General features: G+C 72.9%; 14 protein-coding genes. 9 read left to right on the top strand and 5 right to left on the bottom strand.

Going from position 1 to position 13186, the window contains the following annotated elements; all coding sequences use genetic code 11:
• The 4 genes from CCN42_RS16955 to CCN42_RS16940 form a co-directional block, all read left to right on the top strand.
• On the top strand, window positions 1-1472 hold a 1472-nt coding region (locus CCN42_RS16955; protein ID WP_107427602.1), incomplete at its 5' end, for an NAD(P)/FAD-dependent oxidoreductase.
• Window positions 1469-2374, top strand: coding sequence for a dihydrodipicolinate synthase family protein (locus CCN42_RS16950; RefSeq protein WP_086736667.1), 906 nt, complete (start codon window positions 1469-1471; stop codon window positions 2372-2374). The genes CCN42_RS16955 and CCN42_RS16950, both read left to right, overlap by 4 nt.
• 17 nt (window positions 2375-2391) lie before the next feature.
• Window positions 2392-3393: a proline racemase family protein gene (locus CCN42_RS16945; RefSeq protein WP_086736665.1), complete on the top strand. Its 1002-nt coding sequence runs from the start codon at window positions 2392-2394 to the stop codon at window positions 3391-3393.
• Window positions 3394-3468: 75 nt separating this feature from the next.
• Complete coding sequence (locus CCN42_RS16940; protein ID WP_086736664.1) at window positions 3469-4140, top strand: GntR family transcriptional regulator; 672 nt, start codon at window positions 3469-3471, stop codon at window positions 4138-4140.
• Between the two features lie 104 nt (window positions 4141-4244).
• Here CCN42_RS16940 and CCN42_RS16935 read toward each other — a convergent pair whose 3' ends face one another.
• Entirely contained in the window at window positions 4245-4526 is a 282-nt protein-coding gene (locus CCN42_RS16935) for a GlsB/YeaQ/YmgE family stress response membrane protein (protein WP_086171582.1), read from the bottom strand.
• 107 nt (window positions 4527-4633) lie between these two features.
• Window positions 4634-5506, bottom strand: a complete 873-nt coding sequence (locus CCN42_RS16930) for an endonuclease/exonuclease/phosphatase family protein (protein ID WP_086736662.1) — start codon at window positions 5504-5506, stop codon at window positions 4634-4636.
• 238 nt (window positions 5507-5744) lie between these two features.
• On the opposite strand from CCN42_RS16930, the gene CCN42_RS16925 reads away from it, so the two are divergent.
• Complete coding sequence (locus CCN42_RS16925; protein WP_086171584.1) at window positions 5745-5987, top strand: DUF6411 family protein; 243 nt, start codon at window positions 5745-5747, stop codon at window positions 5985-5987.
• A gap of 41 nt (window positions 5988-6028) precedes the next feature.
• On the top strand, window positions 6029-7060 hold the full coding sequence (gene ppk2 / locus CCN42_RS16920; protein ID WP_086736660.1) for a polyphosphate kinase 2: 1032 nt from the start codon (window positions 6029-6031) through the stop codon (window positions 7058-7060).
• Window positions 7061-7071: 11 nt separating this feature from the next.
• On the opposite strand, the gene CCN42_RS16915 is transcribed toward ppk2, so the two are convergent.
• Window positions 7072-7686 carry a helix-turn-helix transcriptional regulator gene (locus tag CCN42_RS16915; protein WP_086736658.1) on the bottom strand — a complete coding sequence of 205 codons (615 nt, stop codon included), beginning with the start codon at window positions 7684-7686 and terminating at the stop codon, window positions 7072-7074.
• A 96-nt stretch (window positions 7687-7782) separates the two neighbouring features.
• Between CCN42_RS16915 and CCN42_RS16910 the strand changes: the two genes are divergently transcribed.
• The gene (locus CCN42_RS16910) at window positions 7783-9177 is read left to right on the top strand and encodes an MFS transporter (protein WP_211294727.1); all 1395 of its coding nucleotides are present in this window, start codon (window positions 7783-7785) and stop codon (window positions 9175-9177) included.
• 128 nt (window positions 9178-9305) lie between these two features.
• Complete coding sequence (locus CCN42_RS16905) at window positions 9306-9737, top strand: hypothetical protein (protein ID WP_245877325.1); 432 nt, start codon at window positions 9306-9308, stop codon at window positions 9735-9737.
• A 51-nt stretch (window positions 9738-9788) separates the two neighbouring features.
• Here CCN42_RS16905 and CCN42_RS44490 read toward each other — a convergent pair whose 3' ends face one another.
• Together CCN42_RS44490 and CCN42_RS16895 are read right to left on the bottom strand one after the other, a co-directional pair.
• Window positions 9789-10724 (bottom strand): restriction endonuclease, encoded by a 936-nt coding sequence (locus tag CCN42_RS44490; protein ID WP_245877324.1) that lies wholly within the window; start codon window positions 10722-10724, stop codon window positions 9789-9791.
• A 464-nt stretch (window positions 10725-11188) separates the two neighbouring features.
• Window positions 11189-12481 (bottom strand): MFS transporter, encoded by a 1293-nt coding sequence (locus CCN42_RS16895; RefSeq protein ID WP_086736656.1) that lies wholly within the window; start codon window positions 12479-12481, stop codon window positions 11189-11191.
• 129 nt (window positions 12482-12610) lie between these two features.
• Between CCN42_RS16895 and CCN42_RS16890 the strand changes: the two genes are divergently transcribed.
• Window positions 12611-13186 (top strand): LysR family transcriptional regulator (locus CCN42_RS16890; protein ID WP_143661930.1); only part of this gene is annotated, 576 nt, incomplete at its 3' end.

Here is a 13186-nt window from a genome sequence, read left to right as displayed (position 1 = left end):
CCGCCGCCGTGCGCGCCGCCGACCTGGGCCTGAGCGTCACCCTGCTCGACGCGGGGGAGCGGCCGGGCGGGCAGTTCCACCGGCACCCCGCACCCGGCCTGCGCGCCGCCCGGCCACAGGCCCTGCACCACGGCTGGCGCCGTTTCGCCGGACGTCTGCGGCGGCTGGACGCCGGCCGCGTCACCTATCTGCCGCGCCACCACGTGTGGACGGTGGCCCGCGCGGGGGCGCACTGGCGGCTGCACGCCGTCGTCGGCCCCGACGAGACGGCCGCGCACGTCGACGCGCGGGCCGTCCTCCTCGCCACCGGCGCTTACGAGCGCCAACTGCCCTTCCCCGGATGGACCTTGCCCGGGGTCGTCGGCGCGGGCGGCGCGCAGGCCATGCTCAAGTCCGGGCTGGTACTGCCCGGCCGGCGGATCGTCGTCGCCGGCAGCGGACCCCTGCTGCTCGCCGTCGCCGGGTCCCTGGCGGCCGCCGCTGCCCGCGTCCCGGCCGTCGTCGAGGCCGCCGACTACACGGCGTACGCCCGCACCACGCCCACCCTGCTGCGCAACCCCGCCAAGCTCGCCGAAGGCGCCCGGCACGGCGCTGTCCTGCTGCGGCACGGCACCCGGCTGCTCACCCGGCACGCCGTCACCGCCGCGCACGGCACCGGCCGCGTGGCGGCCGTCACCGTCACCCGGCTCGACCGCGACTGGCGGCCCCTGCCCGGCACGGGACGCCGCATCCCCTGCGACGCGCTCGCCGTCGGCCACGGACTCCTCCCGCAGCTCGACCTCGCCACCAGCCTCGGCTGCGCCACTCGCCGCGCCCCCGACGGCACCCCGGCCCTGGCCGTGGACGCCGGCCAGGCCACCTCCGTGCCCGGCGTCTGGGCCGCGGGGGAGTCCTGCGGGGTGGGCGGCGCCGACCTCGCCCTCGCCGAGGGCGAACTCGCCGCCGACGCCATCGCCCACGCCCTGCACGGCATCCCGCGCGGCGCTCGCCGCACCGCCGCCCTCACCCGGCGCCGGGCCCGGCTGCGCGCCTTCGCCGACGTGATGACGGCCGCCCACCGGCCCGGCCCCGGCTGGGCCGACCCGCTCGAGGACACCACCGAGGTGTGCCGCTGCGAAGAGGTCACCGCCGCGCGGATCCGTACGGCCGTCACCGAGTACGGCGCCCTCGACGCCCGCGGCGTCAAGCTGCTCACGCGCGCCGGGATGGGCTGGTGCCAGGGGCGGATGTGCGGCCCCGCCGTCGCCCTGCTGACCGGCACCCCACCGGCCCCGGACCGGCGCCCGCTGTCCTGCCCGGTACCTCTTCGCCACCTGGTCCGACTGCCCGAGGAGGACCCCGCCACCCCGCCCGCGCCATCGGCCGACGCCACCGCCCCGGCCGCGGGGCCCGCCGACGCCACCGCCCCGGCCGCGGGGCCCGCCGACGCCACCGCCACGCCCACCGCACCCACCGAGGAGCCCGGAACATGACCGTCGCAGACACCCGCACCCGGCCCTGGCACGGCGTCATGGTCGCCACCGCCCTCCCGCTGCGCGCCGACCTCACCGTCGACTACGACGCCTACGCCGCGCACGTCGCCGCCCTGATCGCCGCGGGCTGCGACGGCGTCGTTCCCAACGGCTCCCTCGGCGAGTACCAGACCCTCACCGACGACGAACGCGCCCGCGTGGTCCGTGTGGCCGTCGAGGCGGCGGGGGACGGCGCCCGCGTCATGCCCGGCGTGTCCGCTTACGGCAGCACCGCCTCCCGCCGCTGGGCCGAGCAGGCCGCCGAGGCCGGATGCGGCTCGGTGCTGCTGCTGCCGCCCAACGCCTACCGCGCCGACCACGCCACGGCCCACGCCCACTACGCCGACGTCGCGCGCGCCGGACTGCCGGTCGTCGCCTACAACAACCCGTACGACACCAAGGTCGACCTCACCCCCGACCTGCTCGCCCGCCTCCACGCCGACGGGCACATCGTCGCCGTCAAGGAGTTCAGCGGCGACGTCCGCCGCGCCTACGAGATCGCCGAACTCGCCCCCGGCCTCGACCTGCTCATCGGCGCCGACGACGTCCTGCTCGAACTCGCCCTGGCCGGCGCCGTCGGCTGGATCGCCGGCTTCCCCAACGCCCTGCCCGGCGCCTGCCTCACCCTGTACCGGGCCGCCGTGGAACGGGATCTCGACCTCGCCCTCCCGCTCTACCGCGCCCTGCACCCGCTGTTGCGCTGGGACTCGAAGACCGAGTTCGTCCAGGCCGTCAAGGTGTCCATGGAGATCGCCGGCCGTCCCGGCGGCCCCACCCGGCCGCCGCGCTCCCCGCTGAACGCGGAACAGGCCGCCATCGTCCGCGCCGCCACCGAGAAGGCCCTCGCCGAGGGCCTCGACTGACCGCCGGAGGTCACGCGTTGCGCACCCGACACGTCTACCACGCCGTCGACTCGCACACCGAGGGCATGCCCACCCGGGTCATCACCGGCGGCATCGGTGTGCTGCCCGGCGCCACCATGGCCGAGCGGCGCCGCCACCTCGTCGACCACCTCGACCACGTCCGCACCCTGCTGATGTACGAGCCGCGCGGCCACTCCGCGATGAGCGGCGCGATCCTGCAACCGCCCACCCGGCCCGACGCCGACCACGGCGTGCTGTTCATCGAGGTGTCCGGTGCCCTGCCGATGTGCGGGCACGGCACGATCGGTGTCGCCACCGTGCTCGTCGAGACCGGACTGGTACCGGTCACCGAGCCGGTGACCACGGTCCGCCTGGACACTCCCGCGGGACTGGTCACGGTCGACGTCCGGGTGACGGACGGCGTCGCCGAGGAGGTCACGCTCACCAACGTGCCCGCGTTCGCCGTAGCCCTGGAACGCACCGTGGCGGTGCCCGGCTTCGGGACCGTCGGCTACGACCTGGCCTACGGCGGGAACTTCTACGCTTTCGTCGAACTCGACGCGCTGGGGCTGCCCTTCGACCGGGGCCGCAAGGAGGAACTGCTCGCCGCGGGGCTCGCGATCATGGACGCGGTGAACGCCACGGACCGGCCGGCGCATCCGGAGCATCCCGAGATCGCCGGGCTCAAGCACGTGTATCTGACCGCGCCCGGCTCCGGCGCGAAGCACTCGCGGCACGCGATGGCCATCCACCCCGGCTGGTTCGACCGCTCGCCCTGCGGCACCGGCACCTCGGCTCGCATGGCCCAGTTGCACGCGCGCGGCGAACTCGCGCTCGGCGCCGACTTCGTGAACGAGTCGTTCATCGGGACGCGGTTCGTGGGACGCCTCGTCGGCGAGACCACCGTCGGCGGCCTGCCCGCCGTGGTGCCCACGGTCACCGGGCGGGCGTGGATCACGGGCACGGCCCAGTACTTCGTGGACCCGGACGATCCCTTCCCGGCGGGTTTCCTACTCTGAGGTGCCCGCGAAGTGAACCGTCCGACCGCAGCCGATCGCAGCGCCGATCGCAGAGCCCAGCCCCGGAGGCAGACCATGGGTGGCCACCTGAAGCAAGCCAACCTCATCACCGCGCAGGAACGGCTGCGCGACCAGGTGGCCCACGCCCTGCGCGCCGCGCTGATCTCCGGCGAGCTGCAACCGGGGCGGGTCTACTCGGCCCCGGCACTCGCCTCCGACTTCGGCATCTCCGCCACTCCGGTGCGCGAGGCGATGCTCGACCTGGTCCGGGAAGGGCTGGTCGAACCCGTGCGGAACAAGGGGTTCCGGGTGACCGAAATCAGCGAGCGCGACCTCGACCAGTACAGCGAGCTGCGGGCGCTGATCGAGGTGCCGACCGTGGGTGCGGTGACGCGGTCGGCGAGCCGGGAACAGCTGGAGGCGCTGCGGCCGGTGGCCGAGGAGATCGTGGTGAGCGCCCGCGACCACGACCTCCTCGGCTACCTGGACGCCGACCGCCGTTTCCACCTCGCCCTGCTGGGGCTGCACGGCAACGACCGCCTGGTCGAAACGGTCGGTGACCTGCGCAAACGATCCCGGCTGTACGGGCTGACGGCCCTGGACGCGCGCGGCATGCTGCTTCCCTCGGCCCAGGAGCACCTGGAACTCCTCGACCTGATGCTCGCCGGGGACGCCGCGGCCGCGGAGGCCGTGATGAGCCGGCACCTGGGGCATGTGCGGTCCTTGTGGGCGGCGCGGGAGGCCTGACCTCGTGCCCTGTCGGCCCGGTCGCCGGGCACACGCTGAACGGCTCCCTCCCCGTGCGGGGCGGGAGCCGTTCAGCAGTACCCGGTGTGTCGTGCGTCAGCTGGTCACGCGTGGCGGTGGGTGTGTCGCCGGTTGCCGGTGACGAGGCGGTAGAGGGCGAGGAGGATCAGGGAGCCGACGATGGCGGCTATCCAGGTGGAGAGCTCGAAGAAGCCGTCGACCGAATCGACGCCGAAGATCACCTTGCCGAGCCAGCCGCCGAGGAGACCGCCCGCGACGCCGATGAGCATGGTGATGATGATGCCGCCCGGGTCCTTGCCCGGCATGATGGCCTTGGCGATCATGCCGGCGAGCAGGCCGATGATGATCCACGCGATGATGCCCATGGTGAGGTCCTCCGTCTCGTCGACGTATAAAGGTTTTGTTAGCTCATCGTGTGCACCGTTCACGCTCCGGCAAACGTCCTCTTCCCCCTCAGTCCGCGAATGCCCGCTCAGATCGGTGCCAGATCCGCGTGCACCAGATGGTGGTCCGAGTGCGGTGAGGGCTCCACGCGGTGCCTGAGCGGGGAGATGCCCCGGAGGAAGATGTAGTCGAACTTGCTGTGCCAGTCGGTCGTCGTGGTGCAGGCGCCCACGGGCGAGGGATGGCACTCGGGATCCGTGTCCGTCGCCAGTGACCACACGGGGGCGAGTTCGATGGCGTCCGGCACGGCGTTGAAGTCCCCGAGAACGACGGCACGGTCGTACCGGGCGATCTCCGCGGCGAGTACGCGGGCCTGGCCCGCCCGGACGGCTTCCTGACGCCGTTCGGCGAAGTGCGTGTTGAAGACGCGGACCGACCGGCCGCCCACCAGGGTGGTGACCGCCATGTACCCACGGTCCTCGGACCCTCCGTCGGGGTACTCCACGACCACGCGGTCGGTCATCGGCGCCGCCGAGAGAACTGCCTGACCGTAGGCCCCCGGACTCCACGGCGCACCCCCGCAGCGGCCCCAGTTCCTGAGCACCGACCCGTACCGGACGTGGTAATCGAGCCCGTACAGCAGCTCCAGATAGTCGCGGATCTTCTCGACGTCACGCACGCACGCTTCCTGCAGGCCGATGACCTGGGGCGCATACGTGGCGATCTCCGCCGCACGGTTGATGTTGCTCTCTTCGCAGGGGTTGCAGATGTTCCACGTCATGACGCGGTTCGCAACGACGTCCTTGACGGCGTCCACGGGCAGCGGCCTGGCGAAGTGGGCACCGCTGGGTCCCGTCGGGCCGACGAGCACGACGCAGGCCACGACGGCGGCGGCGGCCGCGAGCAGCCGCGTGCCCTTTCCGAGCACGAGTGCCTCCCTCACTATGGATGCCCAGGGCATCTGATGTCTCCATGCACGAGGTTATGGGACGGGCCTGTCGGCACCGCACACTTCCCGCCCGGCTGTTTCGAACCGGCTCTCCCGGAGACTTCCGGCCTCTGCCGCGGGTGCTCGCACATCCGGCACGAGCGAGACCCGCAGGGAGATCGAACGGAAGAGGCGGGCGTGTTCAAGAGCCGGAGGGGCAGTCGGTTGGACGCAACCACAAGCGTCCAACCTCATACTTCGGGAGTCCGCGATGATGATCGCCGCCGTGATCGGCCTGTGCCTCGTCCTTGCCGTGCTGGCCTTCCTGCTTCCCCGGCTGTCCAGGCATCCGCAGAACGGCGCCCAGCGCACCCTGGGCCTCGGATCCCGCGCCGGGTCCAAGGCGCCCGGTGTGCTGGGGCGGCTGTTCAGCAAGCCCTTCCGCTCCAGCTCCCGCGCGGTCGGCCGCAGCGGTTCCGCCGGGCGCCGGGCGCGCGGCCGCCTGCCGTTCTAGAGCGGCCACGCCGAGAGAGACAGCGCACCGGGAGGAACACCATGTCCGATGAGCGCAACGACGGAGCAGCCGCCGTGCCGCGGCCCGGCGACGAGATCACCGAAGAAGGCCGGAACGCCGACGGTACCGGCGACGACGACCTGCTCGCCGGCCTGCGTATCGACGAGCGCCGCCCGGAGAAGCCGCTGCTCCTGGACGCAGACGGCAGCCCCATCGACACCTGGCGCGAAAACTACCCGTACGACCGGAAGATGAGCCGGGCCGAGTACGAGAGAACCAAACGGCTCCTGCAGATCGAGCTGCTCAAGCTGCAGCGCTGGGTCAAGGACACCGGCCAGCGGATCGTCGTGGTCTGCGAAGGTCGCGACGCGGCCGGCAAGGGCGGCACCATCCAGCGCTTCACCGAGCGGCTCAACCCGCGCGGCGCCCGCGTCGTAGCGCTGGAGAAGCCGACGGAGCGCGAGGCGGGCCAGTGGTACTTCCAGCGGTACGTGGCACACCTGCCCGCGCGCGGTGAGATCGTCTTCTTCGACCGCTCCTGGTACAACCGCGCCGGCGTGGAGCGGGTGATGGGTTTCTGCAGCGAGGAGGAGTACCGCACCTTCCTGGAGCAGGCGCCGCTGTTCGAGCGGCTGCTCACCGATGACGGCATCCTGCTGATGAAGTTCTGGTTCTCCGTGTCGCAGGCCGAGCAGCGGACCCGGTTCGCCATACGCCATGTCGACCCCGTACGCCGCTGGAAGCTGTCGCCCACGGACCTGGCCTCCCTCGACCGGTGGGACGACTACACCAAGGCCAAGGTCGACATGTTCCGCGCCACCGACACCGTGCACGCGCCGTGGACGGTGGTGAAGAACAACGACAAGCGGCGGGGCCGGCTGGAAGCCATGCGCAGTTTCCTCGACCGCTGCGACTACCCGGCCAAGGACGACACGGTCGCCGGAAAGCCGGACCCGCTGATCGTGGGCTCGGCCGACACCCTGCTGGAGGCCGGCGAGGAACCCGCGGACCTCTCCCCGACCCCGCTCGCCGGGCCCGGCGACGGCCCGGGAAAGCACCCCCCAGCCCAGTGAGGGAGGGCACCCTACGCGCCGGCGCTGCCACCGGTACCGGACTCTCTCGGTGATTGCGCCCGGACCACGGCCTGATCGCCGTGCGGTCCGAACAGATGCAGGATCTCCACGGCGTCCGCGCCGGCCGGGCCGAACCAGTGAGGTTCATGGGTGTCGAACTCGGCCACCTCGCCCGGCCGGAGGGTGACGTCACGCTCGCCCAGGATGAGACGGAGTTCCCCGGCGAGCACGTACAGCCATTCGTAGCCGGCGTGGGTGACGAGCCTCGGCTCGCGTTGCGCGAGGACCTGCTTGAAGACCTGGACCCGGCCCGGGTACTGCGTCAGCGGCACGAGGACACTCCCGCGTCCCCGGCTGCGGGGCTTGAGGTGCACCCGTGGATCACCGGTGGCCGGGGCGGCCACGATCTGGTCCAGCGCGACGCGGTGCGCCCGCGCCAGGGGGATGAGCAGGTCGAGGGTCGGGCGCCGTCGCCCCGACTCCAGACGCGACAGCGTGCTCACCGAGATCCCGGTGTCCTCCGCCAGGGCCTCCAGGGTGAGCCGGCGGTCGCGGCGCAGTGCGCGCAACCGGGGCCCGATGCCGTCGAGAATCTCCGCGAGCTCCGGCTCCGCATCCGCATCCATGCGGCCATTTTGCAGTCTTCGCAAAAACTGTGGGCCGCCACTCCTCCTCGAACCGAGCATGAGCGGGCAGACGACCCGCCCCACCGAGGAGGACACGTGACCACCACGTCCCTGACCGCCCCACCATCCGCTCCGAGCGCGCGCCGACGCTGGACGGTGCTCGCCGTCTGCGCGATGAGCATGTTCCTGGTGGGCGTCGACACCACCATCGTCAACGTGGGCCTCCCCGAGATCGGACGGGGCCTGGGAGTGAGCACACACGGCCTCGAATGGGTCGTCGACGCCTACACCGTGGTCCTGGCCTGCCTCCTCATCGTGTCCGGCGCGCTCGCCGACCGCTTCGGCCGGCGCCGGGTCTTCCAGCTCGGACTGGTCGTCTTCGGCGCCGCCTCCCTGGCCTGCGCCCTGGCGCCCTCCCTCGGCCTGCTCGTGGCCGCCCGGGCCGTCCAGGGGATCGGCGCCTCCATGCTGAGCCCCGTCGCACTGGCCATCGTGGTGAACGCGATGCCCGACCCCCGGGAGCGGGCCCGGGCGATCGGTGTCTGGGCATCGGTCTTCGGGCTCAGCATGGCCGCGGGCCCGGTCACCGGCGGAGCACTGATCGCGGCGTTCGGCTGGCGGTCGGTGTTCTGGATCAACGCCCCGGTCGTCGTCGCCGCGCTCGTCCTGGTCGCCGTCTTCGTCCCGGAGTCGCGCGGGTCCCGGACCCGGCGGCTCGACCTGCCCGGACAGGCGCTCCTCACCGCCGCCCTGTTCCTCTTCGTCGGCGTCCTCATCGAAGGACCGCGCGTCGGCTGGACCTCGCCCACCGCACTGATCGGCTACGTCCTCACAGCGGCCGCCGTCACCGCGTTCGCCCGGGTCGAACTCCGCGGCCCGGAGCCCCTGATGGACCTGACGCTCTTCCGCCGGCCGGCCTTCACCACGGCCGTGCTCGGCGCGGCGGCGGTGTTCGTCGCGCTCAACGTGAGCCTGCTGCTCACCACGCTCTACCTCCAGCACGGCCGCGGCTGGACCCCGCTCGCCGCGGGCACGGCGACCCTGCCCATGGCGCTCGGCGCCACCGTGTGCGCGCCCTGGTCCGGCGCCCTCGTGGGACGCCTGGGACCGCGCCGTCCCCTCCTCCTCGCCGGCGGCTTCATCGCGGCCGGCGGCCTGACCCTGGTCGATCTCCACCAGGACACGAACCCGCTGCTGCTCCTGCTCGCCTACCTGCTCATCGGCATCGGCTTCGGCTTCGCCAACGCGCCCCTCACCAACACCGCGGTCGGCGGCCTGCCGCCGTCCCGGGCCGGCGTGGCGGGAGCGATCACCTCCACGGCACGCCAGGTCGGCTCGGCCGTGGGCATCGCCCTCGCCGGAGCCCTGGTCGCGAACGTCGGCCCCACCGGTCTCGCCCGCGCCTCGCACGCGGGCTGGCTGATCGTGACGGCCTGCGGCCTGTTCCTGCTCGCCGTGGCCCGCGCGGCCCAGCCGACGACCAAGGCGTAACTCGCCGCCCCGCCCCGGTCCGGCCCGCACCCCGTGACTCCCGGCGGCATCGGTGGAACCGGTGCTGAGGGACTCCGGCCACAGGATCTTGGGGAACCTTGGGGCCGGCGCTGTTGTCTCTCGTAGGCGTGGCGCTCGGCGCGGGCGGGTCACTGTTCGGCCAGTACCTCGTGTCGCGGGTCAGCGCGCGGCAGCTCCAGGTGCAGGAGTCGGCCGCGCACCGCGCTGAGCTCGAGGACGCGGTGCCGAAGTTTCTGAGCCTCGCCTCACGAGTGGGGAAAACGGCGCTCTCACGCCCGGACCGCGGCGGTGTCCCCGCCGGTGACGAGCTGGAACGACTCGTCGACGACCTCTGGCTCGCGCAGGCGGAGATCGACCTCGCTGCCGGAAGCGAGCCACTGCGGGGCGCCGCCTACCGCTACGCGTTCCACCTCGCTGAAGCGGCCCGAGGCGAGACAGCCGACGCATCCGCGCTGCGTGCGCCGCAGGCGCAGTTCATGGATGCCGCGTACGACGACATGTGGCCCGGCCGACGACGGGCAGTCGGGCCGGGCGCATGAGTCCCGAGACGAGATGACGGCGAGTGCGCTGCGGAAGGAAGGCCGCAACGGTCAGTACATGGCATAGGCGAGCGGGACGGACGCATCGTCGCCGTACACGGTGATGTAGCCGTTGCCGTTCTGATCCCGGGCCTTCAGGTAGTCGCCGAACAACTCGGAGATGAGTCTGCCTTCCGTGTAGGCGTGAGTTGCCCGGGGGTAGTCGGTGTGCACGTGGATCTTGCTGTAAGGGGAGTCGACTGCCTCGATCCGCACCACGTGCCGCACGGCGTCCTGCTGCTCCGGGGAGCCATGAGCCGCGGCGTAGTCCTCGAACGCCTTCACCTCCAGGACCCGCTGCTCAGCGGACATGCTGGTGCTGTCCTTCGCGCTGGAGGGCCCGGTCGCGCCGTCGACCACTGAGGCAAGCCCGCCGAGCGCCACCAGCGCGAGGAACGCGAGCGCCAGTGTCCGGCCGGTGCTCTTGGCGGACGGCGCCGTGGAGGCGGGGCGGGGTGGCCGCGCTTCCGACCGGACGATGTCGTCGGCCGGAACACCCGCCGTGGCAGGGGTGGCGACCGGACGCGGGGCCGCTGCCGGTGCCGCGCCGATGCGGCGGGCAACTGCGTTGACCGGGCGCATCGCCCCGTCGAGGCCGTAGACGAACAGGGCGATGTCGTTCTCCTCCGCGTACGACAGCGCGGTGGCCGCGTAACTGCTGCCGGTGAAGAACAGCAGCTGCTTGTCCATGGCCTTGCCCCGCGCTCCGAAGAGCCGTTGCAGCTCCGGCCGCCCCACCGAGCTGGCCTGGAACTTCACCTGGCCGAGCGCCCGCCGGGACACGACATCAACCCCGCCGTCCGCACCGCCGGGCCGCGCCTTGGCATCATCGAAGCCCCAATGCCGCATCCATGCCGCGGCGTTGTGCTCCGCTGCCTGCCAGGTCTGGATCTGCCGCGCCGCAGGCCTGCCTGCACGCCGCCCGGGGCCACCGTTCGTGCTGCTCACGGGCAGGAAGTATGACAGTCGGCCCGGACGGCCCGTGCACCGCGGTGCCCTCACTCGCCGTTGGCAGTGAGCGAAGAAGAGACGGGCGGCGCGGGCGGAGCGGACGCTGCCTGAGGCGACGCGCGCGGACGTCGCAGCGTCTCCTCCCGAAGGGCGGCATGCGCTCGCCGTGCAACGGGGGAGGGCACTCGCCCGAGGGCGGCCCGTGAGGCTGGTGCAATGGTGCGTCTGCCGTGTCATCCGGCGGGCGTCGGGTGCGGACGCTCCACCAGGCGCGGACCGCGGCGCCTGAGAGGGCCGATCATGTCACGGCTGACGGCAGTCACCGTCGGCCGGCTCGACCACCACCCCGACCGAGTGCTGCCGGAGCCGGCCGGCCGTGAGCTCCATCGCGACCGGTGTTCTCACGAGCCCGGTCGTCCGCAACGCATCCGACCAGGGGCAAGCGGCTCGGCGCCCCCGCGTCAGGCGCGGCTCGGAGCGGGTTCCGTGCCGGCCTGTGACGCGGGACTGCGGCGGGGCAGCAGCAGCGGGGTGGCCAGCAGGAGCAGGCCGGCCAGGCCGATGGCCGTACGCGGGCCGAGCAGGCTGCCCAGCACGCCCCAGAGGGCCGTGAGGAGGGCGGTCGTGGCTTTGGCCGTCACCTGCCAGGCGGAGAGCGTGCGGGCGACCCGGTCCGACGCGGTGAGATCGAGGCGGCAGGTCGCGTGGACGGGGTTGAAGATCCCGCAGCAGAGGATGAGGCCGAGCTCGACACCGATCACCAGCGCCAGCCCCGCGGTGCCGGGCTGTGTGAAGGCGAGGCCGACGGGCCACAGTGCGCGCAGTGTCCCGGCCGTGAGCAGGACGCGGTGCTGCCCGAACCGGGAGGCGAGGGGGCGGGCCAGCCGTGAGCCGAGCAGCCCGCCGATCGCGGGCGCGGCGAAGGCGAGGCCGTACTGCCAGGGCGGGAACCCGAGCCGGCCGAGCATCAGGACGGCCAGCAGTGGCTGGGTGGCCATCACCAGGCCGTTGAACAGGGCGGTGTTGAAGAACAGGGGACGCAGCGTGGCGTCGGCGAGGATGTACCGCCAGCCGTCGAGGAGATCCCCGGCCCGCGGGCGGGCGGTCCTTCGGTGCTCGGGCGGCGGCTCGTGCCCGCCCATCGCGCGGACGCCGAGCGCGGAGAGCAGATAGCTGACCGCGTCGGCCACCACCGTCACCACCGGACCGAGGACCCCGATCGCGGCGCCGCCCAGCGGCGGCCCGACGATCGTGGTCGCCCAGGCCGTGGACTCCAGCCGGGCGTTGGCCGTGAGCAGGTCCCGTGCCGGCAGCAGCGCCTTCAGGTACGCACCGGAGGCGGAGCGGAAGGTGACGTCGGCCGCCGCGACGACGGCCGAGACCAGCAGGAGCTGAAGGAAGGTGAGCGCGCCGAGCGCGAATGCCGCGGGGATCGTCAGCAGCGCCGCGAACCGCACCAGGTCCATCCCGATCAGCACCGGCCGCTTCCGGCGGAACTCCACCCACGGTCCGAGCGGCACCGCCACCGCCGCGCCCACCGCGGCCCCCACGGAGGAGAGGGCGGCGACCTCGGCCGGTCCGGAATCAAGCACCCGGACGGCGATCAACGGGAAGGCGCCGAACGCGAGCCACGTGCCGAGTGCGCTGGTCCCGTACGCAGCCCAGAGCCACCCGAACCGCCGCCCCAGCCCGTGACCCCGCCGGTGCCCGCGCACATGTCTCCACCGCGGTCCCAGCCGGTGCCCGCTCTTCATGCCCGACGCCCCCACCACTCGCACAACCGATCCGTGACCGGAAGCATCAAAGCGAGCGCCAGGGCCGCGGATCAAACAACCGCATCGCCGCCGGACACAACCAACGGTTGTGCCCGTAGGGTGATGAGCATGGACCTCGACACCGTCCGGACCTTCGTCGCCGCCGCTGAGGCGGGGCAGTTCCGGGAGGCCGCCGCCGAGCTGGCGGTCACCCAGCAGGCCGTCTCCAAGCGCATCGCCGCGCTGGAGCGCAACCTCGGGGTGCGGCTGTTCACCCGCACGCCGCGCGGCGCCCAGCTCACCATCGACGGGCAGGCGTTCCTGCCGCACGCGCGCGAGCTGCTACGCGTCGCCGAACGCGCGGTCGCGTCCGTGCGTACCGGCCGCCGCCCGCTGCGCGTCGACGTGATCGCCTCGCGCGGTGCGGCCTCGGGCCTGATGCGTGGCTTCCACCGCGCGCATCCCGAGATCGAGCTCGACGTGGTGTGGCTGTTCGACATCGAGACGGCCGTCGACGCCCTCCGCTCCGGTGAGATCGACGCGTCCTTCCGCGCCGTCGCCGCGCCCGGCCGGCCTCTTCCCGAGGACATCGACTCCGTCCGGGTACTCGACGAGGCGCTCCAGCTCCTCACCGGCCCCGGCCACGCGCTGGCCTCCGCCCGGTCGGTGACCGTCGCCGAACTCGCCGGGCACCGCATCTGGATG

This window comes from Streptomyces glaucescens (genome assembly GCF_002154375.1).
Taxonomy (GTDB): Bacteria; Actinomycetota; Actinomycetes; order Streptomycetales; family Streptomycetaceae; genus Streptomyces; species Streptomyces glaucescens.
Note: the sequence above shows the minus strand (reverse complement) of the source record. Positions and strands in the feature narration are given on the sequence as shown.

Coding starts and splice junctions, on each gene's coding strand:
- CCN42_RS16950 (WP_086736667.1), top strand. CDS start 1,469: ATGACCGTCGCAGACACCCGCACCCGGCCCTGGCACGGCGTCATGGTC.
- CCN42_RS16940 (WP_086736664.1), top strand. CDS start 3,469: ATGGGTGGCCACCTGAAGCAAGCCAACCTCATCACCGCGCAGGAACGG.
- CCN42_RS16935 (WP_086171582.1), bottom strand. CDS start 4,526: ATGGGCATCATCGCGTGGATCATCATCGGCCTGCTCGCCGGCATGATC.
- CCN42_RS16930 (WP_086736662.1), bottom strand. CDS start 5,506: ATGCCCTGGGCATCCATAGTGAGGGAGGCACTCGTGCTCGGAAAGGGC.
- CCN42_RS16925 (WP_086171584.1), top strand. CDS start 5,745: ATGATGATCGCCGCCGTGATCGGCCTGTGCCTCGTCCTTGCCGTGCTG.
- ppk2 (WP_086736660.1), top strand. CDS start 6,029: ATGTCCGATGAGCGCAACGACGGAGCAGCCGCCGTGCCGCGGCCCGGC.
- CCN42_RS16915 (WP_086736658.1), bottom strand. CDS start 7,686: ATGGATGCGGATGCGGAGCCGGAGCTCGCGGAGATTCTCGACGGCATC.
- CCN42_RS16895 (WP_086736656.1), bottom strand. CDS start 12,481: ATGAAGAGCGGGCACCGGCTGGGACCGCGGTGGAGACATGTGCGCGGG.